Source organism: Nonomuraea sp. NPDC000554 (assembly GCF_040300065.1).
Classification (GTDB): Bacteria; Actinomycetota; Actinomycetes; order Streptosporangiales; family Streptosporangiaceae; genus Nonomuraea.
This window is the reverse complement of record NZ_JBEPDC010000048.1, coordinates 24,624-50,297: the sequence shown is the minus strand read 5'-3', so window position 1 is coordinate 50,297 and position 25,674 is coordinate 24,624. Positions and strand designations below refer to the sequence as shown.

Here is a 25,674-nt window from a genome sequence, read left to right as displayed (position 1 = left end):
TCCGTACGTAACATCCACAGAAATAGGGAGGCATCCGGCCAAAGTTCCCGCGATACGGAGGACATGATGCCCACTCTCGGGGTATGGCTGATCGGCGCTCGAGGATCTGTGGCGACCACCGCGATGGTCGGCGCCGCCGCTTTCAAAACCGGGATCTCACCTCCTCACGGTTGCGTCACCGAGATCCCCGGCTTCCCAGGCCACCTTGCGCCGTTCACCGACCTGGTCTTCGGCGGCCACGACGTGGCGGAGATCTCCCTGCGGAAACGAGCCGAGCAGTTAGCCGAAGAGGGCGTGATCCCGGCCCGCCTGCCCGCCCTGCTCGCCGAGGATCTGGCCGCCGCGGAGGCCGAGATCCGGCCGGGGCACACGTCCGGCGACGCTCCGCAGAGCGAGGCCGCCGCGCGCCTGATCCGCGATCTCGTCGAGTTTCGCGACAGGCACGGGGCGGAGCGCGTTGTCGTGGTCAACGTGTCGTCGACAGAGCCCCCCGCGGCGTGGCGCCCCGAGTTCGAGCGGCTGGCCGACCTGGAGGAGGCACTGGCGAGCGGGGCGGAGGTCCTGCCGCACAGCTCGCTCTACGCGTACGCCGCGTTTCAGGCGGGCTGCGCCTATGTCGAGTTCACCCCGTCCACCGGGCCGACCCTGCCCGCGCTGGCGGAGCTGGCCGCCGTGCGGGCCATGCCGTACGCGGGCCGGGACGGCAAGACCGGCGAAACCCTGGTCAAGAGCGCGCTCGCGCCCATGTTCGCGGGCCGCGCGCTGCGGGTTCGCTCCTGGTCGGGGCTGAACCTGCTCGGCGGAGGAGACGGCGCGACCCTCGCCGATCCGAACGCCAGGGCGAGCAAGCAGCTCTCGAAGAACAGGACCGTCACCGGCGTGCTGGGGCCGGGAGTCGACGGACAGACGCACATCGACTACGTCCCCGACCTCGGCGAGTGGAAGACCGCCTGGGACCACGCCACCTTCGAGGGCTTCCTCGGGGTGCGGATGACCTTCCAGTTCACCTGGCAGGGCTGCGACTCCGCGCTGGCCGCGCCCCTCGTCCTCGACCTGGTACGGCTGGTCGCCCGAGCGCACGAGAAGGGCCGGCACGGCGTGCTCCCCGAGCTCGGATACTTCTTCAAGGATCCGTTGGCGACGGACGAGCACGGGCTCGCGCGGCAGTACGACCGGCTGTGCGCCTTCGCCGAGGAGCTGTCATGAGGGCGATACTCGAGCTGGTCAGGGCGCCTGCCGCGCTCTCCGTGCCCGGCGACATGCTGGCCGGCGCGGCGGCGGCCCGACGTCCCGCCGCCCCCGGGCTGGCCGTCGCCTCCTTGTGCCTCTACCTGTCGGGCATGGCGCTCAACGACTGGGCCGACCGGGAGATCGACGCCGTCGAGCGGCCGGAGCGCCCCATTCCTTCCGGGCGGGTCTCCCCCGGCCGCGCGTTCGGCCTCGCCGCGGGATTGACCGCCGCCGGCCTGCTCGCCGCGGCGCTCGCGGACGGGCGGCGCGGGCTCGTCCGCGCCGGGCTGCTCGCGGGCACGGTCTGGGCGTACGATCTCGGGCTCAAGCGGACTGCCGCGGGACCGGCGTCCATGGCCGCCTGCCGGACGCTCGACGTGCTGCTCGGCACGGGCGAGCAGGTCCGGGCCGGCGGGCTGATGGCGCTGGCGATCGGCGCGCACACCTACGGGATCAGCCTGCTGGGCCGCGCGGAAGTGCGGGGAGCAGGGCGAGGGACGATCAACGGCGCGCTGGCGGCGAGCGCGGTCGCGGTCGCGTTGACAGGCCTGAGCTGCCGGCGCGGGAACCACGAGCCGGCAGGGCACGGCCAGGCCGCCGCGTCCGCGCTGCTCGCCGGCTACGTCGCCCTGACCGGCGTCGTGCAGGCGGGGCTGCGGGCCAGTCCGGACCCCGATCAGGTCCGACGCGCCGTCCGGCTCGCCATCCTCGGCCTGGTCCCGCTCCAGGCGGCGGGAGTCGCCGGACAGGGCAGGCTCGCGCAGGCCGGCGCGCTGCTGGCGGCGATGCCCCTGGGCCACTGGCTCTCGGCCAGGATGGCGACCTCGTGAACTTCGCCTACTGCACGAACGGCTTCTCCGATCACCGGCTGCCCGAGGCGCTCGCGATCCTGGCCGACCTCGGCTACAGCGGCGCGGCGATCACCCTGGACCACGGTCACCTCGACCCCTACGCCGCCGGATCGGCGCACGAAGTCGCGCTCATCGCCAGACGGCTCGGCGAACTGGGCCTGCGCACGGTCGTCGAGACCGGCGGACGCTACACGCTGGACCCATGGCGCAAGCACCACCCGACGCTGCTGGACGACGACGCCGGCGCGGCCCGGCGAGCCGACCTCCTGAGCAGGGCGCTGCGGATCGCGGCCGATCTGGGCGCGCCCGTGGTGCATCTGTGGAGCGGCGTCCGGCCTGCCGAGGTCACCGAGGCGGAGGCCTGGGCCCGGCTGGCCCGCTGGTGCGAGCGGCTCCTCGACGAGGCCGACCGCGTCGGGATCACGCTCGCGTTCGAACCGGAGCCGGGGATGCTCGTCGGGGATCTCGCCGGGTACGAGCGGTTGCGCGGCCTCCTCGGCGGCCATCACCGTCTGGGGCTCACCCTGGACATCGGGCACTGCCAGTGCGTCGAACCGCACGACGTTCCCGAGTGCGTGCGGCGGGCGCTGCCGTACCTGGCGCACGTGCAGATCGAGGACATGCGCCGGGGCGTGCACGAGCACCTGGAGTTCGGCGCGGGCGAGATCGACTTCCCGCCTGCGCTCGCCGCGCTCGACGGCTACCGGGGGCTGGTCGCGGTCGAACTGGCGCGGCACGGCCACGCCGCCCCCGAGGTGGCTCGTAGGTCCATCGACTTCCTGAGGAGGGCGTATGAGCGATCACGACTGGACGGCGCGGGCCGTCCGGCAGGTGAAGGAGTCGCCTGAGTCGGCGCGACTGCTGTTCCCGCAGGCCCAGCGGCGCGGCGGCCCCGGAGCGCGGCGCGCGCTGCTGAACGCGCTGCGCGGGAACGCCGACCTGGTCAGCGCGCTCTACTGGAGCGGCGACACCGGCGAACGGCTGGCCGTCCTGGACGCCCTGCCCGACCTCGGTCTCGGCCCCGCCGCCGTCCCCCTGGTGGAGGACGCGCTGCGCGCCAACGACACCCGCCTGGTCGCCGCGGCGCTCGGCCCCTACGGCTCGCGCTGGCTGGACGACCACGCCTTCCGCCACGGTGTGCTGAAGTGCGTCTTCCTGTCGATCCCGCTCGCGTCCGTCGCGGGGCTCGACCGCCGCTTCGATGACGAGCTCGCCAGGATGCTGGCCGACCACGCCGCCGAGCGGCGAGCCGCGGGCCGCCCGGTCCCACAAGACGTGCTGGAGAGGCTCTGATGCGAATCTTCGACCCCCACATCCACATGACGTCCAGGACGACCGACGACTACCAGCGCATGTACGCCGCCGGGGTGCGGGCCGTGGTGGAGCCCGCCTTCTGGCTCGGCCAGCCGCGCACCAACGTGGGCAGCTTCCTCGACTACTTCGACGGGTTGCTCGGCTGGGAGCCCTACCGCGCCGCGCAGTACGGGATCCAGCACCACTGCGCGCTGGCGCTCAACCCGAAGGAGGCGAACGACCCGCGGTGCGCGGACGTCCTCGCCGAGCTGCCGCGCTACCTGCTCAAGGACTCCGTGGTCGCGGTCGGCGAGATCGGCTACGACTCGATGGCCCCGGCCGAGGAGCACGCCTTCGAGGCCCAGCTCGCGATGGCGACTGAGAGCGACCTGCCCGTCCTGGTGCACACGCCGCACCGCGACAAGGCCGCCGGCACCCGGCGCACGCTGGACGTCGTCCAAGCCTCGGGGATGCCGCCGGGGCGGGTGCTCGTCGACCACCTCAACGAGCTGACCGTGGGGCCGGTCGCGGAGTCCGGCTGCTGGATGGGGTTCTCGATCTATCCGGACACCAAGATGGACCCGCACCGCATGGTGGAGATCCTGAAGGAGTACGGCACGGCACGGATGCTGGTGAACTCGGCCGCCGACTGGGGCCGCAGCGATCCGCTGAAGACCCGCGAGGTCGCCGACGCCATGATCGCGGCCGGCTTCACCGAGGACGACGTGGACAAGGTGCTGTGGCGCAATCCCGTCGACTTCTACGGGCAGAGCGGGCGGCTCGATCTCGGCGACCCGTCCGCCGGGGCGGACTACGCCGGCAACACGGTCAAGCGGGGCTGAGCGCATGCGCTTCCGGCATCCCGACGGCTCGACCGTCCACCTCGCCTACTGCACCAACGTTCACCCCGCCGAGGACCTGCCCGGCATCCACGCCCAGCTCACCGGCTTCGCCGCGCGCGTGCGGGACGTGCTCGGCGTCGACCGCCTCGGGATCGGCCTGTGGCTGCCCCATGGGGCGGCCAGGACCCTGCTCGCCGACGGCGCCGAGCTCCTACGGCTGCGCGCCGCGCTCGACCGGCTCGGGCTGGAGGTGGTGACGCTCAATGGCTTTCCCTATCGGGGCTTTCATGACGAGGTCGTGAAATACCGGGTCTACTATCCGGACTGGTCCTCGCCGGAGCGGGTGCGCTACACGCTCGACCTGGCGGAGATCCTCGCCCGGCTGCTGCCGGACGATGTCGCGGAGGGCACGATCTCCACCCTTCCCCTCGCCTGGCGTACCGAGTGGACGGCGGACAGCGCCACGACGGCGATGGCGAACGTGCACGCCGTCGCCGAGGGCCTGCGCGCGCTCGCCGGGCGTACCGGCAAGCTGATCCGGCTGGGGTTCGAGCCCGAACCAGGCTGCATCGTGGAGACCACGCCGCAGGCCACCCGGCTGCTCGGCGACGTGGACCGCGACCACCTGGGCGTCTGCCTCGACGCATGCCACCTGGCCATGGGCTTCGAGGCGGCCCGTGACGCCGTGAACCTCGGCCTCCCGATCGTGAAGGTCCAGGCGTCCTGCGCGCTGGAGGCGCCGCCGGGCGGCCAGGCCGCACTGGCGCCGTTCGACGAACGCCGTTTCCTCCACCAGACCCGCGCGCCGAGCGGAGCGGTGGACGACCTGGAGGCCGCCCTCGCCGGCGGGCTGCCCCGGGAAGAGCGCTGGCGTGTGCATTTCCACATGCCGCTGCACGCCGCGCCGCCGCCACCCCTCACCACCACGGCTCCCTATCTCAGGGAGTTGCTGCACGCCCTGTTCGGCGGCGGCTCCCCTCTGACCCGGCACGTCGAGGTGGAGACCTACACCTGGAACGTCCTGCCGGGAACGTCCGTGGACCTCGTCGAGGGCATCGCCGCCGAACTCGACTGGACGCGTCGTGAGCTGAACACCGTCGGACTCAAGGAGCTGTGATGCCGCCGTTGCTCGTGATCAACGTGGTGGGACTCACCCCGCGGCTTCTCGCCCACATGCCCCACGTCGCGAAGGCCGGCGCCGCCGCGACGCTGCGGCCCGTTCTTCCCGCCGTCACCTGCTCCATGCAGGCCACCCTGCTGACCGGCGCGCTTCCACGCGAGCACGGCATCGTCGGCAACGGCTGGTACTTCAGGGACCTCGGCGAGGTGCTCCTCTGGCGCCAGCACAACGCGCTCATCGAGGGCGGCCAACTCTGGGACGCCGTTCCCGGCCTGCGCACCGCCAACGTGTGCTGGTGGTACGCCATGGGCGCCCCCAGCGACCTGCTCGTGACGCCACGCCCGATCTACCACGCCGACGGCCGCAAGTCACCCGACTGCTACACCCGGCCGCCCTCCCTGCACGACGACCTCGAACGCCGCCTCGGCCCCTTCCCTCTGTTCAGCTACTGGGGGCCGACCGCCGGCATCACCTCCTCTCGGTGGATCGTGGCCGCGGCCCGTCACATCCTGCGCGAGGAGCGTCCGGACCTGCTCATGGTCTACGTCCCGCACCTGGACTACGACCTGCAGCGGTACGGCCCTGACGGACCGGAGGCCGTCGCGGCGGCCCAGGCCGTGGACGCCGTCCTCGCTCCGCTCCTCGCCGAGGACGCCACCGTGGTGGTGCTGTCGGAGTACGGCATCACCAACGCCACGACGCCTGTCGACATCAACAGGGCGCTGCGGTCGGCCGGGCTGCTCGAGGTCTACACCCAGGCGGGAATGGAATACCTCGACCCGTGGACGTCCCGAGCCTTCGCGGTGGCCGACCATCAGATCGCCCACGTGTACGTGCGCGACAGCGCCGACCTGGGCCGGGCACGCGAGGTGATCGCCGAACTGCCGGGCGTGGACGAAGTCCTCGACCAGGCGGGGAAGGCGAAGTACGGGCTCGATCACGAGCGTGCGGGCGAACTCGTCGCGGTCGCCGAGCCGCACGCGTGGTTCACGTACTACTACTGGTTCGCCCACGACCGGGCGCCCGACTTCGCCCGGCTCGTCGAGATCCACCGCAAGCCCGGCTACGACCCCGCCGAGCTGTTCATGGACCCGGCCGACCCGCTCGTGAAGGTCCGCGCGGGCCTGGCGCTGGTCCGTAAGCGGCTCGGGTTCCGCTACACGATGCCGGTGGTGCCGCTCGATCCGGCCCCGGTACGCGGCAGCCACGGCCGCCTCCCCGACGATCCCGCCGACGGCCCCGTACTGCTCGGGCCCTTCGAGCGAGACGCCTACGACGCGACCGAGGTCAAGGATCTGCTCACGGCGCTGCTTCTCCCGCGCTGACGACAGCGACGCGGAACCCGCATCTGGAGTGAAGCCGGCCGGACCAGCGACTACGGCGCCGTGGCCCGCGAGGAAGGCTACGCCTCGGTGACCACGACGGCGGGTTCGGCCGGCCCCTTGGCCGGCTCGACGCCGAACGCGAGCACCGCCACCACGGCCAGCACGAGGGGCACCGCCCCGAGCAGCGCCGTCGTACCGACGGAGGGGGCCGCCGCACCCGCCACCAGCACGCCGGTAACGGCCACGCCGCCGAACTTGCCGACACCGGCCGACAGCCCGGAGCCGCGTGAGCGCACCCGGGTCGGGTAGATCTCCGAGCTGTAGGCGGCCAGCACCGCCGAGATCGCCGCCGTCCCCACGATCGGGCCGGCCAGCAGCAGGTAGAGCCAGGTGCGGTCCTGCGCCAGCGTCTCGCCCGCGAACGAGAGCACCACCAGTGCCGCGCCGACCAGCGCCGAGAGCGTGACGATCGTCTTCTTGGCGCTCCACAGCGCGTACATGGCGGCGGAGATGAAGATCAGCGGCAGGCCGAGCAGCGTCGAGTCGCGTAGCGCGCGGTCGGCGGTCTGCTGGTCGAGGCCGAGCCGCTGCAGGTTGGACGGGATCCACAGCTGGAAGCCGTAGGTGACCAGGCCGATGCTCAGCCCCAGGATCACCACGGCCACCGTGAGCCCGGTGAACGGGCAGCGGAACAGCCTCGAATAGCCGCCGTCCTGCTCGTCCTCGACCCGCTCCACCTCCTCCACGGAAGCCGCGGCGGCGCCGAACCGCGCCATGACCGCGCGGGCCTCGGCGTCGCGGCCGTGCGCCAGCAAGAAGCGCGGCGACTCGGGGATGAGGCGGTTGAGCAGGATGAGGACGACGCCGGTCGGCAGGCCGACCAGCCACAGCACCCGCCAGGAGTACTCCGGCGCCAGCGAGGCCGACAGCCAACTCGCCGCCAGGTAGGCGACGGCCAGGTTGCCACCGATGAGCACCATCACCCACCCCTTGTGCCGGGGCGGGATGGTCTCGGCCAGCAGCGAGAACGTGATCGGCAGCATGCCGCCCGCGCCCAGCCCCATGGCCAGGCACATGGCCAGGTTCCATTCGAAGTCCGGCATGACGCCGCAGATGGCGGTGCCGATGAACAGCACTCCGGCGAACAGGATCGACGGCTTGCGGCCGATCTTGTCGCCCATCCAGCCCCACAGCAGCGAGCCCAGCACGGTGCCGGCGAGGCCGGCCAGCGGCAGCAGCGCGACGGGCAGCTCACCCGCGGGGTTCAACGCGGACTTCAGCCCGTACTCCTTGGCCATGCCGGGCGCGACGAAGCCGAGCGTGATCGGCTTCATGGCGTCGATCACCACGGCCACCGACATGACGAGGATGAGCCCGAGGTGAGCCGGACGCATCCGCGCGTCATCGAGCGCGCGCACCCGCACCTCCGCGGCCGGCTTGGCCCGGAAGGCGCCCGGTGGCACCAGCCCGTACGCGGTGACGACCAGCCCCACGACGATCAGCGCCATGCCGATCGTCATCGGCAGGTCCATCGGCATCCCGGCCAGCCGGTAGTGCATCTCCGCACCGTGCACGTACATCGGCAGATGCAGGACCACCCCCGCGACGACGGCCAGCGTGCCCAGCCAGAAGTACAGCGGACGAGCCAGCTCGATCCCGCCCATCGCTCCCCCTTCATGTGATCACAGAAGGCGGCCCCCCCGGAGCCGCCATTTGACGAACAGCACCCGCATGGGACCGTTCACGAACAGCCACTGGCCCAGCCAGACGACCGCGAACAGCACCGCGAACGCCCACCAGGCCATCGGCCCCCGGACCCCTGGTACCAGCCCGAGATCCAGCAGCACCCACATGAGCAGCCCCTCCGGCACGGCTGTGACCAGCCCGAACAAGGTCGGCCAGTCCTTGTCCCAGCGGAACTGCATGATCAGGTGGTACAGCGCCTCCCAGCCGATGCCGACCACGGCGACGGCAAGCAGGACGACGTAGGCGTCCCGGAAGGACATCGGCAGCAGCGGCGTGAGCAGCGCGGTCAGCACCGCACCGACCGTGGCCAGCACGAACAGCCGGGTCTGCACCCGCCCGGCGAGCGTGGGAATCACGCAAGCCTCCTGTTCCCCGCCCACTTGAGCCACTGGGACACCGACCTGAACGGCCCGAGCGGCTTGCAGAACCCCCGCCCGGCGAGGTCGTCGGCGATGTCGAGGGCCGCGGTCTGCAGGCCGAGGAAGCTGTCCACAGCCAGGAAGTGGTTGCTCGCGGCGGCCGCGCCGGAGGCGTAGAGCGCGCCATCGCCGCTCTCCGCGCCGAGCACCTCGAAGTTCGGGCCCACCTGCAGCCGCCCCGCCCTGTTGGGACGCGCGCCGCCGTGCCGGAGCAGGTCGTCGAGCACCCGATGCTCGGGCATGTCGGCCTCGAGTCCGGTGCAGTCGATGATGAAGTCCGAGACATACTGCATGGGCGCGGAGCCGGCGCTGCGCGTGTGGGTGACCAGCCGGCCGTCCGGCGCCTGCTCGATGCGGTCGACCAAGGCCTGCACCGGGTGGTACCAGCTCCCGCGCCGGGCCCGGCTCATCTGCTCCTGCCAGCGGGCCAGTTTGGGGGTGGTGGTACCGGCGACCAGCGACGCCAACCTCGCCCGCTCCTCCGGCGAGGCCTTGCGGAACCGGGCCTTGAGCTGGCCGCCGAACGCCGACTTCGGCATGGTGAACGCCTGGTAGGCCCAGCCGTCGCCGCCCTTGCGCCGCATGAACGCATGAGGGCCGTGCGCTCCGGTGACGTACGTGCGGAACAGGTGCACGATCTGCGTCTGGAGCCCGTACCGCTCCCGATCGTCCATGAGCCGTTGCAACACCCGCGAGGCCACGATCCCGGCGCCGCGTACGACCACGACGCCGGGCCTCGCGCGGAGTTGGTCGTAGACGTGCTCGTGCGGCTCGTACGCGTTGACCAGGCGATACCGCTCGCCCGTCCGCTGTCGGAACTCCTGTAGGTCGTCGAGGAACTTCAGCCCCGGATACCCGACGGCCAGGTGCACGTACTGCGAGCGCAGCGCCACCCGCTTGGTCGGCCCGCTGCCCGCCGGCGGGGTCAAGACCGTGAAGTAGCCGCCGCCCAGCCGCTTCCTGACCATCCGCACCTGGCCTTTGGCCAGCATCTCCCAGTAGCCGATGCGGTCGGCCTCCCGCTGCACGCTCCGGATGGCCATCCCGGCCCGCGGGCTGTAGAAGTCGGCCAGGATCGGCTCGGTGAGTACCTGCAGCACCGGCTTGACAGAACGGTCCTGCCAGGCCTCCTGCACCGCGTACGACGGGAAGCCCCAGATGTTGTCGGGGCGCGCCCCGGAGTCGGAGCGGATGCGTTCGTGCGAGGGCAACTGCGAGACGCGGGTCAGGTACTCCCAGGTCTGCCAGGGGGTGTCGCTGGTCGACAGCACCCGCATGGCCGAGGCCGCCACGCCGCGGATGCGCAGGACGTCCAGGAGCGTGAACGAGCCCAGCCCTCCGCCCACCGACACCAGCGGCATGTCATGGACGGGAATCCCCGACGACGCCACCAGCCCGTCCGCCCAGACGGAGGAGTGGAGCAGCTCCGGCGTCAGATCTCCGTGGGACACGAAGATCAAAGGTAGCGCAAAGGCCGTGATACCCACCAGAATCGCGCACGCTGTTCCGGACCATGCCTCAGATCAGCAGGTGGAGTGGATCAACGCGCCCACGGGGACGGTCTCCGCCATCGCGTTGTACCGCTGGACGGCGGCCGTCGTCTCCTCGACGTAGACCTCGACACCTGTCTCCATCAGGAGGTCCAGCGTCTCGGGGCACGTCTGCAGGACCACGTGCATGCCACGGGAAAGGACGATCGCCTGGCTGCCGTTGTCGAGCAGTTCCTGGACGTCGGCAGGCTGGATGCCGGGAGTGTGCCTCGTGCCGGTCTCGTTCCAGTCCCAGGGGCGTCCGCCGCCTGGGTAGAGCTTGAAGTCCTTGCCTTCGCCGAGGCCCTCCACCACCGTCCGGCCCCAGGAGATATGTGTGATCAACGGCGATCGACGCTCCATACGGCGAGACTACTCGGCATCGCGAGCGAAGTGCGGTTACGCCCGTCTCCCCGGCTTCGTCGGCGTTCCTTCGGCCGGGGGTGCGGAGCAGCTTCGGCGGTATTGCGGACTCGGACCACAGTCCATTACTGTCTCGAAGCGCAATCGGACCTTTGTCCGATTCTTCCCGGAGCACGTACCGCGAGGGCATCGAGGACTCGGTGAACGCAGACCTCCCCGCCGAATCCAACTGAACCCCCCACGATTCGTACCCAGCGGGGCCGCACCCGTTTCAACCTGCGCAAGAGTGAAGGTCAGCACACATGAGGAAGATCCTCAACATCGCTCACGTCTACATGATCCTTGGGCTGGTCAGCGGCCTGTACTACCGCGAGATCACCAAGTTGACGGGCTTCACCGGCGACACGCAGCTCGGCGTCGTCCACACGCACGTGCTCGCGCTCGGGATGCTGTTCTTCCTCATCGTCCTCGCCCTGGAGAAGCTGTTCGCGTTGACCTCCAGTCGACTCTTCGGCTGGTTCTTCTGGATCTACAACGTCGGCCTGGCGCTGACCGTCGCCATGATGCTCCTCCACGGAACCCTGACAGTTCTGGGCCACCCCAGCGGTGCAGCCATCGCGGGGGTCTCCGGACTGGGGCACATTCTCCTGACCGTGGGCCTGATCCTGCTGTTCGTCACCCTGGGCAAGCGCATTCCCGCCAAACCCGCGTCGGCAGGCGACCCGGCTCCGGCCGACACGGCACAACCTTCGGCCCTCTAGCGACCGGACCTCTGGGCGGCCGTCGCGGGCGTCAGGGTGACGCATGATCACCAAACCGCCCGGATGGCCGTTCCTGACCGTGCCCTGCGCCATTCTGCACTGGGCCGGCGTGGGGGGGCGGTCTGCCGTCTGGCCGGTGGCTATGGGCCGGTTTGCTCGGCGGGGGTGCTCAGCGGCAGGCGCAGGATGAAGCCGGCCCCGCCGATCGCGGCCTGCTCGACGTGCAGGGTGCCGTGGTGGGCGGTGGCGATGTCCCGGGCGATGGCCAGGCCCAGGCCGGTGCCTCCGCGGTCGCGGCTGCGGGCGGCGTCGAGGCGGACGAACCGCTGAAAGATCCGTTCTCGGTCCGCCGGAGGAACGCCGTCGCCGTCGTCGCTCACCGCCAACTCCGCGTGCGTCGCCGAGTGGCGAAGCCGTACCCGTACCTGGCTGGTGGCGTGCCGCTGCGCGTTGTCCAGCAGGTTGGTCAGCACCCTTGCGATCTGCCCCGGCACGGCGTCGACGACGACCCGGTCGGCCAGGTCCAAGGCTATCGGGTGACGATCGGCACGTCGGCTGGTCTCGGTGCGGATCAGGGTGGTCAGATCGACATGTTGAGTGGCCTGGGGGGCGGTGGCGCCCAGCCGGGCGAGCAGCAGCAGGTCGGTCATGATGGCCTGAACCCGATCCAGGTCCTCCAGCGCGTGCCCGATCAGGTCAGGCAGTTCGGTGTCGCGGGGATGCATCTGGGCCTCCTCCAGGCGTACGCGCAGGCCGGCCAGCGGGGTACGCAGCTCGTGGGAGGCGTCGGAGGCGAACTGGCGTTGCCGCTGTAGAGCTTGTTCGGTCGAGGACTTGGCCTGCTCCAGACGCCCGAGCGTGTGGTTGATGGTGTGCGCCAGTTGGGCGATCTCGCCGCGGCCGGGCGGTTGCGGGATGCGGGTGCTCAGGTCGCTGACGTTGATCGCGGCCAGTTGCGCGCGCATGAGCTGGATCGGGCCCAGCATGCGGCTGGTCATCTTCCACGTCGCCGCCGTGGCCAGGAGGATCAGCAGCGCGATGTGGGCGGTCCAGAGCGCTCGGAACGTCCGGGACGGCGCGGGCGAGACCATCCGGCCGGCGTAGACCACCGGGGAGGTGGGGGCGGGTGAGAGGCGAACGGCGGTCAGACGCAGGCACTGTCCGTCGGCGTTCTTGGGGCACACTTCGACGTCGGCCTGGAGGTGGTCCGGTGAGGGGCGTACCTGGCTCAGCGGGTCCCGACCGCGTGCTGCGGGCGAAGCCGCGATGACACGATGATCGGCTCCCACTACCTGGATCAGATCGATGCCGGGTGTTTGCGTCTCGATCAGGCCTGAGAGATTCCGGCGCTCGGCTGCGGCGGCGGTGATCCCGGCTTGCTCGCGGGCGCCTGACCAGCTGGGGTCGGCTGACGCTTGTGTGGCTGCCGATGCCCCGACCATGCCCATCGGCACCAGCATGACGATCGCCGTGGCCATGGCCAGGACGGTGAGCCGGGCCCGGGTCGAGCACAGATGCAGCCGCCGCAGCGATGAGCCCGGACTCATGGCGTCAGCTCGCCGCATGTGTCCGCGAACCTGCCAGTCGCTCGGCCGGTCAAGTCCTGCCGGCGCCGGTATTCCTCCTCGTCGATCTCATCGCGGATGAGCAGGACGAGCAGCTGCCGCTCCTGCGGCGAGCAGTCCTGACACAGGGGCGGTGTCCGCCGGTACAGGAACACCACGGCCAACGCCGCGGCGATGGCGGTACAGAACAGGATCTCGCTGACGATCAAGGACATGGTTCTCCTCCCGTCGGTGATGGGTATGTCGGCTCAGTGGTGCTGTAGCGGGGTTGGCTGATGAGTTCGGCGCTTGACTGGAGCCGGCGCGGCCGGCCCGATCAGCGCCGATCAAGGCTCACTCTTGGGCGATCTACAGGTCCGGGATGTCGTGGTGGTGGCGTCGGATGTGCGCCGTAAAGGCCCGCAGGTATCCGGTCAGGAATTCGGCGGTGGATGGCACCTGGATGTCGCCGTTGTCGTCGATCAGTCCCTTGGTGAACTGGATGTATGCCTCGGGCTGGCCCATGACCGGGGAGTTGGTGAAGGAGAGGATGGTCTTGAGGTGCTGCTGCGCTACCGCGGTGGAGATCGGGCCGGGTGAGGCTCCGATGATCGCGGCCGGCTTGCCGGCGAGCACATTGGATCCATGGGGCCGGGTTGCCCAGTCGATGGTGTTCTTCAGCGCGCCCGGGATGGACCGGTTGTACTCGGGGGTGACGAACAGGAGGGCGTCGGAGGCTTTGATCGCGTCCTTGAACTCCTGGGCCACGGCGGGGTAGCTCGGGTCGTGGTCGTGACTGTAGAGGGGCAGCTCGTCGATGGGGATCTCCGTGAGACGGAGTTCCGGCGGCGTGAGACGGCTCAGAGCAAGAGCGAGCGTCCTGTTGATCGACTTCTGGGACAGGCTCCCGACGATGTAACCAACGGTGTAAGTCACTGCATTTCCTCTCAAAGGCATGAACGTGCCACTTCTGGATGGTGATGAAGGCGGTGCCGGAGCCGAAGCTGATGACACGTCCTCAGCCCCGCTCCTTCATAGGGCGAGGTTGATCTCCGAGGACGCGTCGTCAGGCGCCAGGAGTGATCTCCTCGCACGATTGCACCGGTAAGCGGCCTGCGCCGTTGCGCAGGAACCATCCGGCCGGGAGGGCTCCCATGCCTTCGGCGGCTCCGATGACGACGACTTGTTCGGCGTTCATGATCCCTTCCAGTGGGCTAACCCTCGACGAACGTGACCGTCTCGTCGAGCGGAGCCCGGCCCGTACGGATGTAGTCCACCGTGACGTCCTCGAACCCGATCGACATGCCGCAGAAGAGGATGAGCTCGCCGGGGGGTGAAAGGATCTCCGCGACGGTCTTGCGATACACCGACCACGCCATCTGCGGGCAACTGTGCAGCCCTTCGGCGCGCAGCAGCAGCATGACGGTTTGCAGATACATGCCGACGTCGGCCCATTGGGCCCGGCCCATGTCGCGGTCGATGTAGCAGAACAGGGCGGCGGGGGCGCCGAAGCACTGCCAGTTGTCGGCAGCGGCCCGCTGGCGTGCCTCCCAGTCTTCGTGCGTAATGCCCAGTGCGCTGTAGCGCTCCCTGCCGAAGGCGGATCGGCGCTCGTGGTACGGAGACTTCAGTGCGGGCGGGTACATCTCGTACTCCCGCTCGTCCCAGGGGTCGCCTGCGGCCACGCGCTCGCCGGCGCGCTTCTTGAGCTCGGCCAGCGGCCCACCGGTCAGCACGTAGACGTGCCAGGGCTGGAGATTCGATCCGGACGGCGACCAAGCCGCGGCGCACAGCACGCGCTCCAGCACGTCCCTCGCGACAGGCCGATCGGTGAATCCACGCACCGCCCGTCGGCTCGACACCGCTTCATAGAGATCCAAGATCACCGACCTCCATCTGCTCAACGCAGCGAATTTCGTTACCTTCGCGAGGGTATCATTCATGACGGTATCGTTCAATACCGTTGCGTGTGCATATGAACTCGGCGCATCGGAGGAAAGACGGCTCGCGCAGGGAGCGACCGCGACCGTCGCCTACTACCCGCCGCTCCTGGAACAGCCTTCAGCGTGCCGACGGGCATCTCCAGGGCTGAGGTCCGCCTGAGGCGCGTCCGGGTGGCCCCACACCCGGGCCGAGCACGTCTCAGACGCCGGGCACGTTCCCGCGGTGGTGCATGAGGAACTGCTATAGCGGACGCGTCATCTTGGGCGCACCCGCTTGGGTTCGCCGATGTCGCGGCCCGGTCCAAGGCGTTCATGGGCACCCGGTCCGGCCTCTGGCACCAGAACCTGCGACTTCACGTCGATCGTCGCGGGCCACGGCGGACAGGATCGGACGGCGGCATCCCCGTCCTGTCCGACTACACGGGCCAGATGGGTCGAAGTCCGGGCAATCCGCACTGCATCGACCACCTCGCCGGCGAGGACGGCTCGATCCCCGTCGGCAACCAAGCCCCTGCCCACCGTCCAAAGCCAGGGCGGCGATGTCGCAGCCTTCAAGGCCGGGTTCGGCGTGAAAACCGCACGAGACGAAGCGCGACCACGCGGCAGGCAGCCGACGCTGCTTACGCCTCCCCGCCTGCGGGATAGGCAAGCCGACTCAGCAGATCCCTCAGTTGCTCGGGCTCGCCCGGCCCAAGTTCGGCAACCAGTCGCTCGGCCAGCGGCTCCGCCGCCACGTGGGCCGCATCGAAAAGCTCGACGCCCTGAGGCGTGATCTCCACTGCCCGCACGCGCCGGTCGCCCGGAACGGCCTTGCGTACGGCCAGCCCCTTGCGCTCCAGGTCGTCCACGACGCGCATGATTCCCGCCTTGTCTGACCCTGTCGCCGCCGCCAAGTCCCGCTGCACTGTGGGCCCGCGGTTGACCAGCACGATCAGCACGGCAAAATGCCGCAACTCGATGCCGAACGGCCGAAGTGCCTCTGCCATCACCGCGGCCGCGCGCCAGTGCCCCTGGCGCAGCAACAAGCCGAGAGCGAAAGGCGAGGTGTCCCCGGGGCGGTCGGTCGCACGCGAGGCAGCGGTTCTGTGGGGAACATCGCCGGTCATGAGGCCATACTACCCGCGATCCTTTCATTTGATACGGTATCATTTGAAATCAAATGCGGCCTGTGGCCAGACAGCGGCGCAGTGCCCGAGATCGCTCGGACACATACTGTCATCTCGATACGCAGCGCCCTCGTTTGTGAGCTCTTTCGGTGCCCGCCAGCCTCACTCGGTTGTGCGTGGGCTGAGGCGGTTTTGCGGCGGCCCAAGTTCCAGAGGCAGCCTCACCGGCTGAGATCAATTACCGGGTCAACGTTCCGAAACGGGCCCCTGAACACCGTCGGACGTGTCGGGGGCGGCACCCTCATCGCCGGCGGCGTGCCCACTGCGTCGCCTGCGCCCGCGGTACGTCGGCTCGGGGGTGCTCTCGTCCGAGGTGAAGGCGTCGAACGGGGTGGTCGCCTCAGGGATGACGATGCGCTCGAGCGGTCCGGTGTCGGCGATCGACTCCAGCGGTCCGGTGTGGATGACGACCTCAACCGGCTCGGTCAAGGCGGCGGGCTCCTCCTGAGGGCCCAGGCCGGTCTCGGGTCGCCGATTCGTCTGCTCGGCGGGAGCGGGGGTGTCGGTTGGGTCGCTGTCCTGTTCGCTGGGTGCGACGGTGTCGAACGGCAGCGCGGCGGCGGCCTCGATGGCTTCCAGGAGTTCCCGCCTCCACAGACTGCCCTCGTCGGGCTCGGCGGCGCCATGGCGGGCAGCGGGCGTGGACGGGCTCGGCGCCATGTACGCGACGGCGGCTGAGCGGATCCGGCGGCGGTTCTTGGCCACGGCGAGCATCACGAGCACCGCCACCATGGCCACCACGGCCGAGGCGATCACCATCGGAGTGAACAAGCTGGGCAATGGGCCGGTAGCCGCAGTGTGGAGGTGGGTGGGGAAGGCGGTCACGGCCGTGGTGCTGGACGCCGTCGGCGTGGCCTGGGTCGCCTCCTCGGCGACGGGCTCGGCCGCGGAGGTCACGGTCGGCTTGGCGGACGAGAGGGTAGTGGTCGGCGAGGTGGCCGTCGGCTCGGTTGGGGAGGAGGTCGGCTCGGCCGTCGGCGAAGGGGCTGTGGTCTCCGGAGCCGCCTGCGGCACCGCTGCGGTGGCCGTGGCTGACGGCGCGTCGGAGGTCGGAGCCGCGCTGGCCGTGGGGGACGTCTCGGAGAAGGTCGGCTTTGGAGTGGCCGTGGCTGACGGCGTGCCAGATGTCGAGGTTGGGGTGGCCGTGGCTGACGGGGTGTCGGAGGTCGGAGTAGGGGTGACGGTCGTCGCGTCGGAAGAGGTCGGAGCTGGGGCGGCCGTGGCGGTCGGAGGTTCGGGGGTTGGGGCGGTCGCTGTCGGCGACGTGTCCGAAGCCCAGGTCGGTGCGGATGTGGGAAGGGCCGTGGCAGAGGACGAGTGGGAGTCGTCCCGCTTGGCGCCGGGGCTCAGGGGGCGGAACGACTCCTTGTGAGAGTGCGGGCGGTCTCCGGCGTCCGTGCCCGGCCGGTCACCGGTGGGCTGGCTGGTCGCTTGGTCATCGGTTGCCTGAGAGGTCTGGTCGTGGGGTTTCCGGACCGTCTTGTCACCGGGCAGCCGCTCTTGGCCCACGTGGGTGCTGTGCGGCTGGCGGGGTGTCGGGGGGCCGGGTTGTTCGTAGATCATGTGAGTGTCGCGCCGTGCCTCAGTGGTCTGGTTGGTGCGTTCAGGGCCTGTGGGTGCCGGACCGTGCCTCGGTGAGCCGGTTGTGGGGCTGCTGGGGCGCGTAAGGGCCGGGCCGCTCCTGGGCCGTCCGGCTGTCCGATCAGGTTTCGTCCAGGTGGGACTGGACGTGCTCCGGATAGCCGTACGCGACGACACTGCTCGTATCGTGTTCCCCGCGGTTCACGACGCCGCCGTCGGTGTTCCCCTCGATGGTGAAGATCGTGCCGCCCGCCACCTTCGTCACCACGCCCGCGTGGTCGATGCCGGCGATCTGGCCCGTGCCGCTCCGGTCGTGGAGGACGAACGGCCGGACGCCGGGACCGTCCCCCAGGCTCCCCGCTCCTGGAACCATTCCGCGCGCACAGGGCCGAGCCGTACTCAGCGTCGAACTCGGCGTTGTGGCCGTACCACTGCCTGGTGGATGATTCGCCCCTGCCGGAATAGCCGAGCTGGGTGTGGAGCAGTTCGATGAACTTCAGCATCTCTGGCGTCATGGAAGCGTAGGAACCTCCCGGACAAAGCCGGATTTATGCACATAAGTCCTGACAAGGGGGATGACTCAGGACTGATGCGAATAAACCGGAAGCCTGTGGTACGGCGAGGGTACCCTGCCATATCCGCAGGTCAAGCGTGCTTCAAGAGAGGCCCAACAGCTCCGCCGAGAGTAAAAGCCCAGGTCAGAGGTATTGTCCGACACATGCCCAAGTGGGCGATATGTAGAAAGATCTACCTAAATACCCGTCAGCCGTCCACCGGGAACTCGCTGCCCGTGCAATCGCCGACCTCGTCCGAGGCCGGAACTCGAAGTTCCCCTTGATCCGGCACGGACTTCGGGATGAGGGAGAGGCCGCGCTCGATGTTCGGCCTGGCCCTCGTCACCGGAGGTCGCGGCACAGCGTCGTTCGAGTACGAGGACGCATGGTCATCGGCTGGGCCGTGAGAGACGCTCGCGATGGAGCGAACCGGTCAGCCATGCCGCGCAGCCGCCGGATCGGACGGTGCGCGAGCATGGCTGACCAGCCTTTATGAGCCGTCTCTGGCGACGGTGAGATAGTCGAGATTCGGGCCATCGGAAGCGGCCGTGGTCAGTCTGATCTTGTTGGCGCCCGCGCCCAGTTGGACCTTGGTGGTGAAGTCGGTCCACGTGGACCAGGAGCCGGTCACCGGGAACGAGTAGGTGCCAACGGTCTTGCCGTTGATCGACAGGGTCAGCGGCCTGTCGCCGTTGATCAGCGCGTAGTGCACCGCCAGGGTGTAGGTGCCTGCTTCGATGCGGTCGGCCGTCCATTCCACGTAGTTGCCGGGCCCGCTGTCGAGGTTGATGTAGCCGTCGCCGCTGAAGTCGCGGGGCAGCGTTTCGATGACGGCGCCCTTGTAGGCGGCCTCCTCGGCCTCGCACCGGATGCCGATCCGGCAGCCGAAGGTGACGGCTTGGCGTGCCGCCGCGGTGGTGCTCCTGTCGAGGTAGGTCGAACTGGCCTGGGCGTGTACGGCGTACCCGCCTGGCTTGACGTCGGCCGGAACGGCGAGGTCGTAGGTGGCTGTGAGCGTCCGGCCCGGCTCGACGGTGACGGGCTCATGCGGCGAGGTGCGGGTGAGCTGCCAGCCGTCAGGCCCGGTCAGCTCGATCCCGGCCGAGGTGGCGGGCGCGGCACCGTGGTTGGTGAAGGTGGCGGTCAGTTTGGCGGTCCGGCCGGGTTCCGCGTCGAAGGGGGCCAATGCGACCGTGCCCACTCCAGTGGCAGGACATCCTCCGGATGTGGGCGCCGGGCCGAGGTCGTCGACGACCAGGTTGTCGACGGTGATGGCGCCCGTGCCGCCGGTGGAGGTCAGCGCGAGATAGGGGTCGCCGCACTCCCGGCCACCGGTGGTGAAGATCGTGGCGTAGTCGCGGCTGGGCGCGCTCCGCTGCGGTGGGTAGGAGTCGTCCCACCCGCCCGGCTTGGGGTCGGTGGCGGCAGGCCAGCTGTCCAGACGCCGATCCGTGGTGGCGGGCATGGGGTCGTCCACCAGGGTGGCCGCGGGCGACTCGGTGCGAACCTGCATCCGGTACTGCCCCGACCGATCGTCCTGGTACTTCAGCCCGATCCGGTAGATCCGGTTCGGCTGGAAGGTGATGGTCTGCGGGATGGTGCGCCACACGTCGCCCGCCGGGAGCTGGAAGGACTTGAAGGAATAGTCGCCATCGATCACATCGCGGGTGTAACCCTCGTGCCGCTCGGCCCGGTGGCTGTGCGGATTGTCGGCACCGGAGCCCTCACTGTTGACGAAGGGCCCCCAGGCGCGGTCGGCGGCCTCGAAGTCCTCGTAGAAGTAGTGATGGGCGGCCTTCTCGCTGACCTTGGTGGGGTTGACCCTGACGTCGGCGAAGTCGACACCGCCCGCTCCAGCCTCGAGGAAGATCGTCGCCTTACGCTGCCCCTTGGGCACGGTGAAAGTGACCCACATCTTCTGGAAGGCGGTGTTGTTCCAGACGTTGACCGGGTCCTTCAACGGGGCCGGCGAGACGTCAGTGGTCTTCTTCACGTCGTACTCCGCGACACCGATCGTGGCGGGCGCGCGGCCGGTGACTCTGACATAGGCAGAGGCGGAGTAGGTGCCCGGCTTGAGGCCGTCGACTTCCTGGATGATCCGTCCCGTGCCGTCGAAGTGAGCGTACTGCCAGCCTCGCTCGCTCGTCCTGATCGAGGCCGTCTGTCCGTCGGCCTGCCAGGCGTCGAGAGTGCCGCTGTTGAAGGAGCCGTCGTCGACCAGTGCGCCGTGCCCCCAGTCGGTCCGGCCGGGCGCGACTGGTGCAGGGTAGATCACGTACGGCTGCTTGGCCTCAGCCTGGATGGTGATCTTGCCGTCGGTCACCGGCAGCGTCACCGGGGCCGTTCTTCCGGTGCCGGTAAGCCGGTACAACGTCATGCTCGGCCGCGAGCGCCAGCGCTCGGGCAACGTCCAGGTCGTGGTGCCGCCCGCGTCGTTCCAGTGATAGATCTTGGTTTCCTTCTCCGGGTCCCACGGCAGGAACACGGTGTCGCCTTCGGCGAGCTTTACGTCGTCCTTGAACAGCTGCCACACGCCGGCGGCGTCGGTGGAGTACACCCCGCCCTCGAAGTCGACGCGGTGATCGCCCCACTTCATGATCTTGAAGTGCTGCATGTACTTGGTGGGCAGGTTGTTGGTGAAGATCTTCCGCTGCCAGGCGGCCAGGTCGGTCTGGCCCTGCCAGCCACCGTAGGACAGGTTCGACAGCCCCTTGAGCAGGGTGGCGTCGTCGCGGTACCAGACATCGCGCTGATGGTTCTGGATGAAGCGGATCAGTTTGGAGCGGATGCCGTTCTTGGCGTACTGGCCGGAGCGGTGGTACCAGAGCGTGTCCCGGTCCAGGAACTCCTCGAATTCGGTGTGCAGCATCCAGCCGTTCTCCCGCTGGATGCGCGCCAGCTCGTAGGCGTTGTATCCGCGGCCGAAGTAGACGTCGTTGTAGATGAACGACAGACCGGGGACATCCGCCTTGAGCTGGTCCAGCCGCTTCTTCAGCGCCCCGGACTGGACGTCCTTGTCACGATTGATGTGATACGAAATATCGCGGTAGATCCAGCCGGTGTCGGTAGGGCCGTTGGTCATGTCCCAGCGGAAGTTCTGGGCATCGGGGTAGGCCTCGGTCGAGTTGATGTGCACACCGATGGCCGCGCCGTACTTCTTGGCCTGCTGGACGAGGACGTTGAGGTCGTCCTTGCCGCCCGCTCCGGCGTTGATGTGCCCGCCGTAGTCGGGATGGGCGTTGTCATGCCCCTCGGCCTGGTATCCCTTGAGCTGCACGAGCTGCCCCAGCCCGTCGGTGAGGTTGCTGCCCTTCTTCACGTCGTCGAGCACCCGCAGGAACGGGTGGCTGGCGAAGCTGTTGGTGTTGTACTCGATGTTGGAGACCACGTAGTCCTTGGTCCGCTCCGCCCCGAGCGGCACATACATGATCTCCCGGTAGGCGATCGCCCCGTCCTGCCAGTCCACGGCCCCGTCTCGGTTGCGGTCGGAGGTCAGGACGACTCTCGTGTAGGGCAGGTCGGCCGGACGAGCCTGGTAGCCGTCCACGGGCTGCGGCCGCCAGGTCCACTCCCCGCTGGACACGGCGGTGGTCTTCACTCCGTCTTTCTCCGTGGTCCGCACCAGCAGCCGGGACTGGTCGGACAGGGAGTTGGTCTCCAGCGAGGCGGCGAGCCTGTCGGTGTTGACGATGGCGTACGTCGTGCCGCGCGGTGCCGTGTCCACCGGGAGGTCGGTCACCGCCGCGTACCGGTCGAAGTCATCCTCATGCTCGTATGCGGTGGTCATGGGCAGCCTCGCCTCGCTCAGCCGCGCCCCCGGCTGGTCGCTGCCCACCGCGACCAGGCCCTGGTCGGGGATGGCTAATGTGTGGAGCTTCGTCCGGCCTTCGTCGATCTTCGTTACGGCGAACTCCAGCTCGTGGCCTTCCACCTTCAACCTGGCCTCGATGCTGAGGCCGAGCTCGGCCACGTCGAGGGTGTAGTCGACGGCGTCGCCGGACCGTTCTCCCTTGCTCTTGGGGGTGTAAACGGTGCCGTTGACCAGGATCTGCCCGATGTCCTGCGCCTGACCCGGCAGGACGGAACCGTCCGCCTTCCAGGTGTATCCGGCCACGCGTGGGAAGTCCGGGTCGACACGGACGGCCAGCTCGCCAGAGGAGATCGTGACGAGGTCGTCGTCTGCCCTGGCGGGTTGCGCGGTGAGTAACTGCGCAAGCATTCCGGTGACCATGGTGGCGACGGCGAGATGTGCTTTCACGGGGGGTTCCTCTCGTTACTTTCCGCTGCCGAGCGTCATTCCTTCGATGATCCGGCGACCGAGCCAGATGTAGATGAGCAGCAGCGGCAGGATGATGATGCCGATGGCGGCGAACAGCCCGCCCCAGTCGGCTCCGCTGTACTGCACGCGGGTGAGGAAGCCGAGCAGCGCCAGTGGGAGCGTCTGCTGCGACGGGTCCTGTAGGAAGATCAGCGACAGCAAGCCCTCGGACCAGTGCTGGATGACGTTGAGAATGAGCAGCGTGACGATCCCCGAGCGGGCCAGCGGCAGCATGATCTGCCAGAAGGTACGCCACGGGGTGGCGCCGTCGATGGCCGCCGCCTCCTCCAGATCTCCGGGCAAGCTCCGGAAGAACGCGGTCAGGAAGAACACGGCGAACGGAATCGAGGTGGCGATGAAGACGATGATCAGGCCGCCGATGGTGTCGACCAGCCCGACCTGCGACAGCACGACGAACAGCGGCAGGACGATGGCCTGCACCGGTACGCCGAGCCCCATCGCGAAGAACGAGGTGAGCGGTGAGGCGGTCCTGGTGCGGAGGCGGCTGAGCGCGTAGGCGGCGGGTGCGGCGACGGCGATGGTGCCGGCCGCTGTGGCCGCGACCACGACCACGGTCCGCAGGGTGGCCGGGCCGAACTCGCCGACCTCCCAGGCACGGGCCCAGTTCTCGAACTGCCATGAGCCGGGCAGCGAGAACGGGCCGGCGAAGATTTCCCTGGCTGTCTTGAGCGACGAGAGGACCATCCAGAGCAGGACGAGCACGTCGAAGGCGACGACGAGCCAGACGACGGTGAACCCGGCGTGGCGGGGGCGCAGCCGGCGGGGAACAGAGGCCATGATCAGTACTCCAGGCTGTCGCGGCGCGTGACCCGGCGGGTCACCAGGGTCAGCACGACGACGAGGACCAGCGTCACCATCGTGGCCGCGGCCGACGCGCCGAACCTGGACTCGCCGGTCGGCTGGAACGCCTCCGCGTAGGCGTACAGCGACAGGGTCCAGGCCTTGGTCGTCGGCACGGCGCCCGCGGCGCCCGCGAAGACGTAGATGAACTCGAAGATCTTGATTGCGCTGATCGCCCACAGCGTGGCGCTGACCGCGACCGCGTCCCACATCAGCGGCAGCGTGACGTTCCTGAACTTCTGCCAGGACGTGGCCCCCTCCAGATCGGCCGCCTCGTAGAGGTAGATCGGGATTCGGTCCACCGCCGCCATCAGGATGGTCGTGTAGAAGCCAGTGTTGATCCAGACCAGGCCCGCGCAGATGACGAAGAACAGGTTGTCGTCGGCCAGCCACTTGGGCGGTGTGTCGATGCCCATCGCGCCGAGCAGCGCGTTGATCAGCCCGTCGGCCTGGAAGAGGAAGCCCCAGAGGATCGAGATGGCCAGCGCCGAGACGGCGTTGGGGAAGAAGATCACCGCACGGACGAACCTGCGCCCGGCCATCTCCCGCAGCACCATCGTCAGACCGAAGCTGAACAGGAAGGTCAGCGCGCCCACCCCGAACAGGATGAGCATGGTGTTGACCAGCGAGGTGGCGAAGACGTCGTCGTACCAGAGCCTGCGATAGTTGGCGAGGCCCACCCACTCGATCGGCCCGGCGCCCGCCCACTTGCTGAAACTCAGCCCGAACGTGAACAGGCCCGGCAGCATGAACACCGCCACGTAGATCACCAGGGCGGGCAGCACGAACGGCCCGTACAGCCGCCGCCTCGACCGCGCCAGCGGGCTGGCGTCCGCCGCTGCCCTGGTCATGCCCACCGGAGCGACGGTGGCCACGGTCTCGGCCGCCATCAGGCGTTGGCCTTCCACCACTCGACGGTCTTGGCCTTGAGCTGTGCCACGAAGTCGGCTGCCGACAGCCGCCCGGCCATGATCTCCTTCGACATCGGGTTGAAGATCTTGGTCTCCCAGTCGCCCATCTTCTGCACGCCGTCGAGCGCGAAGTGCGCAGAGGTGGCGCTGTCGAGCGTCCTCTTGGTGTCAGCCAGTTCCTTCGGCGTGCTGGTGTCGACCCGCACGCTGAGCACCTTGTCTTCGGCGGGGATCCGGTCCATCCACTTCTTGTTGAGGAAGAATTCGATGAACTTCTTGGCCGATTCGGCGTTGCGCGCCTTCTTCGGAATCGCGAACCCGAACAGCGTGGTTTCCTGTGAGTCGTGGCCGGCCGCGGTCTTCGGGAACGGGAACGACCGGTACTCGAACTCCTTGCCCGCGATCTCACCGGTCTCACTGGGCGCCCAGGTGCCCATGAACAGCAGGTCGGACTTGCCCTGCGCCCACTTCTGCTGGATCGCGGGAAACTTGCTGGCGTCCCACCCGTCGGCCCAGTACCCGCCCTTGCCGAGCTTCTCCATGTACGCCGCTGCCCTGAGCACCCCCGGGTCGTCGAAGCCGGCGCCGCTCCTGTCCTGTAGCACCTTGGTCAGCCCGCCCGGACCGAGCTCGCGGATGAGCAGGGTGGCCGCCCACTTGGTCACGTAGCCGGGGATGTCACCGTCGAGTGCGAGCGGCTTCCTGCCCTGCTGCTTGAGCTCGTCCAGGACGGCCAGCAGCTCGTCGAAGGTCTGCGGCGGCTGTTGGGCCAGTCGGGGATGCTTCCTGGCGTCGTAGAAGATCTGCCAGGAGTGCACGGCCACCGGCACCAGGTACTTCGCGCCACCATCGGTGACCAGGCGCTCGTAGGTGTCGGGCATGACCTCGGCGACGGTCTTGTCCTCACCGGTGATCTTCGCGGCGTAGACATCCGACAGGTCCGCGGCGTTGCCGGTCACCTGGAGCAGGTTGAGCACGTTGAACGCGGCGCCGTCCACCAGATCGGCCCCGACGTTGCCGCCGACCAGGGTCGGCTGGAGCTTCTTGAGGTTCTCGCGACCCTGGAAGACCACGTTGACCTTGATGCCGGTCTCCTTGCTGAACGCGGTAGCCGCGTCCTGCACGATCTTCGCGCGGACCTCGTCCTGCTTGTACATCGACCAGTAGGTGAACTGCTTGCCGTCACCGGAGCCGCCGTCGCCGCCGCATGCGGTGAGGCCCATCGACAGCGCGGCGAGCGCGGCTGCGCCCCTCGTGTGGAGTTTCATCGCGGATGACCACCGTTGCTTGCGGGGGGATGTTGTGGAGATTCTGTGC

General features: G+C 69.0%; 25 protein-coding genes. 9 read left to right on the top strand and 16 right to left on the bottom strand.

The features are described 5' to 3' along the window. Positions 1-63: 63 nt before the first annotated feature. The 7 genes from ABT294_RS48910 to ABT294_RS48880 are packed head-to-tail and all read left to right on the top strand — an operon-like array spanning position 64 to position 6,661. The gene (locus tag ABT294_RS48910) at positions 64-1,206 is read left to right on the top strand and encodes an inositol-3-phosphate synthase (RefSeq protein ID WP_350813397.1); all 1,143 of its coding nucleotides are present in this window, start codon (positions 64-66) and stop codon (positions 1,204-1,206) included. Continuing rightward, on the top strand, positions 1,203-2,060 hold the full coding sequence (locus ABT294_RS48905) for an SCO3242 family prenyltransferase (RefSeq protein WP_350813396.1): 858 nt from the start codon (positions 1,203-1,205) through the stop codon (positions 2,058-2,060). Before ABT294_RS48910 ends, ABT294_RS48905 begins: the two co-directional genes overlap by 4 nt. Continuing rightward, entirely contained in the window at positions 2,057-2,929 is an 873-nt protein-coding gene (locus ABT294_RS48900; RefSeq protein WP_350813395.1) for a sugar phosphate isomerase/epimerase family protein, read from the top strand. Before ABT294_RS48905 ends, ABT294_RS48900 begins: the two co-directional genes overlap by 4 nt. Next, on the top strand, positions 2,874-3,374 hold the full coding sequence (locus tag ABT294_RS48895) for an EboA domain-containing protein (RefSeq protein WP_350813394.1): 501 nt from the start codon (positions 2,874-2,876) through the stop codon (positions 3,372-3,374). Before ABT294_RS48900 ends, ABT294_RS48895 begins: the two co-directional genes overlap by 56 nt. Beyond that, positions 3,374-4,216 (top strand): TatD family hydrolase, encoded by an 843-nt coding sequence (locus tag ABT294_RS48890; RefSeq protein ID WP_350813393.1) that lies wholly within the window; start codon positions 3,374-3,376, stop codon positions 4,214-4,216. The genes ABT294_RS48895 and ABT294_RS48890 overlap by 1 nt, the downstream gene beginning before the upstream one ends. A gap of 4 nt (positions 4,217-4,220) precedes the next feature. Next, positions 4,221-5,333, top strand: coding sequence for a metabolite traffic protein EboE (gene eboE, locus ABT294_RS48885; RefSeq protein ID WP_350813392.1), 1,113 nt, complete (start codon positions 4,221-4,223; stop codon positions 5,331-5,333). After that, positions 5,333-6,661: an alkaline phosphatase family protein gene (locus ABT294_RS48880; protein WP_350813391.1), complete on the top strand. Its 1,329-nt coding sequence runs from the start codon at positions 5,333-5,335 to the stop codon at positions 6,659-6,661. The genes eboE and ABT294_RS48880 overlap by 1 nt, the downstream gene beginning before the upstream one ends. Positions 6,662-6,738: 77 nt before the next feature. On the opposite strand, the gene ABT294_RS48875 is transcribed toward ABT294_RS48880, so the two are convergent. From ABT294_RS48875 to ABT294_RS48860, 4 genes are all read right to left on the bottom strand, one after another. Beyond that, positions 6,739-8,325, bottom strand: a complete 1,587-nt coding sequence (locus ABT294_RS48875) for an MFS transporter (protein WP_350813390.1) — start codon at positions 8,323-8,325, stop codon at positions 6,739-6,741. 18 nt (positions 8,326-8,343) lie between these two features. Next, on the bottom strand, positions 8,344-8,763 hold the full coding sequence (locus ABT294_RS48870; protein ID WP_350813389.1) for a hypothetical protein: 420 nt from the start codon (positions 8,761-8,763) through the stop codon (positions 8,344-8,346). Then, positions 8,760-10,277 (bottom strand): hypothetical protein, encoded by a 1,518-nt coding sequence (locus ABT294_RS48865; protein ID WP_350813388.1) that lies wholly within the window; start codon positions 10,275-10,277, stop codon positions 8,760-8,762. The genes ABT294_RS48870 and ABT294_RS48865 overlap by 4 nt, the downstream gene beginning before the upstream one ends. Before the next feature lie 72 nt (positions 10,278-10,349). Then, positions 10,350-10,718: an Mth938-like domain-containing protein gene (locus tag ABT294_RS48860; protein WP_350813387.1), complete on the bottom strand. Its 369-nt coding sequence runs from the start codon at positions 10,716-10,718 to the stop codon at positions 10,350-10,352. A gap of 302 nt (positions 10,719-11,020) precedes the next feature. Between ABT294_RS48860 and ABT294_RS48855 the strand changes: the two genes are divergently transcribed. Beyond that, complete coding sequence (locus tag ABT294_RS48855) at positions 11,021-11,479, top strand: DUF2871 domain-containing protein (protein ID WP_350813386.1); 459 nt, start codon at positions 11,021-11,023, stop codon at positions 11,477-11,479. Positions 11,480-11,619: 140 nt separating this feature from the next. Here ABT294_RS48855 and ABT294_RS48850 read toward each other — a convergent pair whose 3' ends face one another. From ABT294_RS48850 to ABT294_RS48820, 7 genes are all read right to left on the bottom strand, one after another. Then, the gene (locus ABT294_RS48850) at positions 11,620-13,026 is read right to left on the bottom strand and encodes a sensor histidine kinase (RefSeq protein ID WP_350813385.1); all 1,407 of its coding nucleotides are present in this window, start codon (positions 13,024-13,026) and stop codon (positions 11,620-11,622) included. Next, the gene (locus ABT294_RS48845) at positions 13,023-13,253 is read right to left on the bottom strand and encodes a hypothetical protein (protein WP_350813384.1); all 231 of its coding nucleotides are present in this window, start codon (positions 13,251-13,253) and stop codon (positions 13,023-13,025) included. Before ABT294_RS48845 ends, ABT294_RS48850 begins: the two co-directional genes overlap by 4 nt. Before the next feature lie 139 nt (positions 13,254-13,392). Beyond that, positions 13,393-13,959 carry an NADPH-dependent FMN reductase gene (locus ABT294_RS48840; RefSeq protein WP_350813383.1) on the bottom strand — a complete coding sequence of 189 codons (567 nt, stop codon included), beginning with the start codon at positions 13,957-13,959 and terminating at the stop codon, positions 13,393-13,395. A 130-nt stretch (positions 13,960-14,089) separates the two neighbouring features. Beyond that, positions 14,090-14,221, bottom strand: a complete 132-nt coding sequence (locus tag ABT294_RS48835) for a hypothetical protein (RefSeq protein WP_350813382.1) — start codon at positions 14,219-14,221, stop codon at positions 14,090-14,092. Between the two features lie 16 nt (positions 14,222-14,237). Further along, positions 14,238-14,903 carry a nitroreductase gene (locus tag ABT294_RS48830; protein ID WP_350813381.1) on the bottom strand — a complete coding sequence of 222 codons (666 nt, stop codon included), beginning with the start codon at positions 14,901-14,903 and terminating at the stop codon, positions 14,238-14,240. A 683-nt stretch (positions 14,904-15,586) separates the two neighbouring features. After that, positions 15,587-16,072, bottom strand: a complete 486-nt coding sequence (locus tag ABT294_RS48825) for a MarR family winged helix-turn-helix transcriptional regulator (RefSeq protein WP_350813380.1) — start codon at positions 16,070-16,072, stop codon at positions 15,587-15,589. Between the two features lie 246 nt (positions 16,073-16,318). Then, positions 16,319-16,891 carry a hypothetical protein gene (locus ABT294_RS48820; protein ID WP_350813379.1) on the bottom strand — a complete coding sequence of 191 codons (573 nt, stop codon included), beginning with the start codon at positions 16,889-16,891 and terminating at the stop codon, positions 16,319-16,321. On the opposite strand from ABT294_RS48820, the gene ABT294_RS48815 reads away from it, so the two are divergent. After that, a complete protein-coding gene (locus ABT294_RS48815) occupies positions 16,863-17,504 on the top strand; it encodes a hypothetical protein (RefSeq protein WP_350813378.1) in 642 nt (213 codons plus the stop codon). The two genes, ABT294_RS48820 and ABT294_RS48815, sit on opposite strands and share 29 nt — an antisense overlap. 330 nt (positions 17,505-17,834) lie before the next feature. Here ABT294_RS48815 and ABT294_RS48810 read toward each other — a convergent pair whose 3' ends face one another. The 5 genes from ABT294_RS48810 to ABT294_RS48790 form a co-directional block, all read right to left on the bottom strand. Beyond that, positions 17,835-18,086 carry a hypothetical protein gene (locus ABT294_RS48810; RefSeq protein ID WP_350813377.1) on the bottom strand — a complete coding sequence of 84 codons (252 nt, stop codon included), beginning with the start codon at positions 18,084-18,086 and terminating at the stop codon, positions 17,835-17,837. A 671-nt stretch (positions 18,087-18,757) separates the two neighbouring features. Beyond that, positions 18,758-22,525, bottom strand: a complete 3,768-nt coding sequence (locus ABT294_RS48805) for an endo-alpha-N-acetylgalactosaminidase family protein (protein WP_350813376.1) — start codon at positions 22,523-22,525, stop codon at positions 18,758-18,760. A 15-nt stretch (positions 22,526-22,540) separates the two neighbouring features. Then, positions 22,541-23,383, bottom strand: a complete 843-nt coding sequence (locus ABT294_RS48800) for a carbohydrate ABC transporter permease (RefSeq protein ID WP_350813375.1) — start codon at positions 23,381-23,383, stop codon at positions 22,541-22,543. A gap of 2 nt (positions 23,384-23,385) precedes the next feature. Continuing rightward, positions 23,386-24,354, bottom strand: coding sequence for a carbohydrate ABC transporter permease (locus ABT294_RS48795; RefSeq protein WP_350813374.1), 969 nt, complete (start codon positions 24,352-24,354; stop codon positions 23,386-23,388). Beyond that, entirely contained in the window at positions 24,336-25,625 is a 1,290-nt protein-coding gene (locus ABT294_RS48790) for an ABC transporter substrate-binding protein (protein ID WP_350813373.1), read from the bottom strand. The genes ABT294_RS48795 and ABT294_RS48790 overlap by 19 nt, the downstream gene beginning before the upstream one ends. Positions 25,626-25,674 lie beyond the last annotated feature (49 nt).